Below are 3,349 nucleotides of genomic sequence, written 5' to 3' on the forward strand. Positions count from 1 at the left end.
CTCTGGCGGTTTTCGACGAGCTCAACCAGCGGTGGCCCTCGGATCAGGGCCCTCAGCAGTGGTGAGCCGAGACCCGGGCAGGATCGGCCGAACCCATGTGATTTGCTGGTCGGCGTGACCTCCACCGACGCCCGCACCGAGTCCAACCTGCCCCGTCGGGAGCGTGAGGCGCGCGGCATGACGGACTACTGGGACATCCGTTCCGCCGACTACGACGCCACCCATGAGGTCGCCGACCGCGGCACCTGGCGGCGCATGCTCGGCGGACTGGTCGGCGACGACCGCGAGCTGCGCATCGTCGACGTCGCCACCGGCACCGGGCTGATCGCCAATCTGCTCGCCGAACAGGGCTACTCGCACGTCACCGGCGTCGATCTGTCCGAGGGCATGATGAGCCACGCCCGCCGCTACGCCGCCGAGCGCGGGCTCACCGTCGACTATCGCGTCGGCAACGCCCTCGAGTTGCCCTTCCCGGACGCCTCGTTCGACGTGGTGATCAGCTCCCGGCTGCTCTGGACGCTGACCGAACCGGACGCCGCCGTCCGCGAGTGGGCCCGTGTCCTGGTGCCGGGCGGCACCCTGATCGCGATCAACGAACTCGAACCCGGCGAGGGCATCCGGTTGAGCCCGCTGGACGACTACCGGGCGAAGGCCCGGGTGGACGAGTTGCCGTTCGCGAACGCCGACATCGACGACATCCTGGCCGCACTGGCCTCCGCCGGGCTGCTCGGCGCCCGGATGCAGCACCTACCCGGCTGCCATCTGGTCAAGCGTGACCGGGAGAACTGGTTCGCTTTCGTCGCGACGAAGGCCGCCGTCCACCCCTGACCCCCCGCCCCCGGTCCCGGCCCCGGGTCACCACACCCGAGCCCGATCCCCGGGTCCCTCAGGCCTCCGGCCACCCTCCCCCAACCACTTCGCCTTGCTTTGGCGTCCTTTCCTTGGTTCAAACAGCGGAAACGAACGCGAAGCAGGGCGAAGTAGTCGTGAGGGACCGAGCGGGGACGGGAGGCCCGAGGGCACTGGGGGCCGAATGGGCGGGGGTCAGGGGCGGGGCGGGTCCGAGTGGGTGTGCATGCGCATGCCGGTCTCGTTAAAGATGCTGATCACCTGAGCCGGACGGCCACCGGCGGCACTCATCGCGTGCGGGGTGCGGGTGTCGAATTCGGCCGCGTCCCCCCTGGTCAGCACGAGGTCCTGCTCACCGAGCCGCAGCCGGAGGCGTCCGGACAGCACGTAGAGCCACTCGTATCCTTCGTGCACCTTCAGCTCATCGCACTGTTTCGTCGGCGGATAGGTGATCTTGTAGGTGTGGATCGGCGATCCCTCGGGGGCCAGCGGGACGATCAGCATGCCGTCGCGGCGGATGGCCGGACGTCGCACGCGCGGGTCGGGCGCCTCGTCGGCCAGCAGGTCGTCCACCCGGATGCCGAGCTGCCTGGTCAGCGGCACCAACAGCTCCAGGGTGGCCTGCCGCTTGCCGGACTCCAGCCGCGACAGCGTGCTGGCCGAGATGGATGCCCGTGCCGCCAGCTCGTCCAGCGTCCAGCCGCGGGCCTTGCGGGCCGCACGGAGCCGGAGACCCACCTGGTCGAGCACGTCCACGATTGTTCCTCCTTGCATATTCAGCAAACTCGTTTGCAACTATGCCACCTTCAGACAACCATGGCGTCATGACGGATTCCGAGTGGGACGTGGTGGTGATCGGTGGCGGCCCGGCCGGACTGGCCGCCGCTTTGATGCTGGGCCGATCCCGGCGCCGGGTGCTGGTGATCGATGCCGGCAGCCCGCGCAACCGGTTCGCGGCGCATATGCACGGCGTCCTCGGCAACGAGGGTGTCGATCCGGCCGACCTGCTGGTCCGTGGCCGCGCCGAGGTGGCCGGGTACGGCGTCCAGGTGATCGAGGGCTCAGTCGCGCGGGTGAATCTCACCGGGCACGGCGTCCGGGTCGAGGCGACCGACGGCGCGACGCATGAGGCGCGTGCGGTGCTGGTCGCCACCGGCCTCACCGACGAACTGCCGGCGATTCCGGGGCTGGCGCAGCGCTGGGGAACCACCGTCGTGCACTGCCCGTACTGCCACGGCTGGGAGGTCCGCGATCGTCGGCTCGGCGTGCTGCTCACCTCGCCACTGGCCATCCACCAGGCCGAACTGCTGCGGCAACTGAGCGAGCAGGTGACGGTGTTCGCCGCCGGCATCGAGGTGCCGGAGGCCACCCGGCACCGGTTGCGCGCCCGCGGCGTCCGACTGGTCGATTCGCCGGTCACCGAGATCGCCGGCGACGGCGAGGCCATCGAGGCCGTGCGCACCGCGGACGGCGACAGCCACGCCGTCGACGCACTGTTCACCGCCGGACGTCCGCGCACCCACGAGGACTTCCTGGCGCACCTCGAACTGGCTCGCACCGAGACCCCGTTCGGCAGCTTCCTGGCCGTCGACCAGGCCGGGAAGACCAGTAACGACCGGATCTGGGCGGCCGGAAACATCACCAACCCGATGGCGAACGTGCCGATGTCGATCGGTGCCGGCACGATGGCCGGCGCGGCGCTGAACGGTGCGTTGGCCGGCTGGGACTTCGACGCCGCCGTCCACACCGACTGGCCCGAGGTCGCCCCGGTCGACTTCTGGGAGGAGCGCTACCGCGGCTCGGAGTGGGTCTGGTCGGGACGGGTCAACCACAGCTTCGCCGAGGTGGTCGCCACCCTGGACGCCGGCACGGCGCTGGAGTTCGGCTGCGGTGAGGGCGCGGACGCGATCTGGCTGGCCCGGCAGGGCTGGCAGGTGACCGGCGTCGACATCTCGCCGACCGCCATCGGACGGGCCACCGAGGCGGCCAGGAACGCGGGGCTGTCGCCCGAGGGCGTCCGTTTCGTCGCGGCCGACCTCGCCGACTGGTCGACCGACGACGCATACGACCTGGTCACAGCCAGCTTCCTGCACTCACCAGTGGCCTTCGAGCGGACTTCGGCACTACGCAAGGCAGCCGGCTACGTCCGGCCCGGCGGCCACCTGCTGGTGGTCTCTCATGCTGCAGCGCCTCCGTGGTCCGAACGGCTGTCCGACCATCATCACCACTTCCTCTCCCCCGCTGAGGAGGTCGAGGCGCTCGCACTCGACCCCGCCGAGTGGACGACGGAACTGGCCGAGGTCCGCACCCGTCCGGCCACCACCCCCGACGGCCAGCCGGCCACCCTGGACGACACCGTGATACTGCTGCGCCGGGCCGCCTGACTCGCCCGGCTGACTCCCCGCCCCCACCGCCCCGCCCACCGGCCGACTGGGCCCGGCCGCACCGGATATCACTTCGCCCTGGTTTGGCGTCCTTTCCATGGTTCAAACCTGGTGAA

3 protein-coding genes are annotated in these 3,349 nt (G+C 70.5%); 2 read left to right on the plus strand and 1 reads right to left on the minus strand.

The annotated features are described in order from the left end of the window. The first annotated feature begins 114 nt into the window (after window positions 1-114). Window positions 115-828: a class I SAM-dependent methyltransferase gene (locus Q0066_RS00700; RefSeq protein ID WP_298129065.1), complete on the plus strand. Its 714-nt coding sequence runs from the start codon at window positions 115-117 to the stop codon at window positions 826-828. A gap of 216 nt (window positions 829-1,044) precedes the next feature. Here the strand turns inward: Q0066_RS00700 and Q0066_RS00705 are convergent, their stop codons facing one another. Continuing rightward, entirely contained in the window at window positions 1,045-1,605 is a 561-nt protein-coding gene (locus Q0066_RS00705; RefSeq protein ID WP_298129067.1) for an XRE family transcriptional regulator, read from the minus strand. A gap of 68 nt (window positions 1,606-1,673) precedes the next feature. On the opposite strand from Q0066_RS00705, the gene Q0066_RS00710 reads away from it, so the two are divergent. After that, window positions 1,674-3,233 (plus strand): bifunctional NAD(P)/FAD-dependent oxidoreductase/class I SAM-dependent methyltransferase, encoded by a 1,560-nt coding sequence (locus Q0066_RS00710; RefSeq protein WP_298129069.1) that lies wholly within the window; start codon window positions 1,674-1,676, stop codon window positions 3,231-3,233. Window positions 3,234-3,349 lie beyond the last annotated feature (116 nt).

This window comes from Micropruina sp., from assembly GCF_027492755.1.
Lineage (GTDB): Bacteria > Actinomycetota > Actinomycetes > Propionibacteriales > Propionibacteriaceae > Micropruina.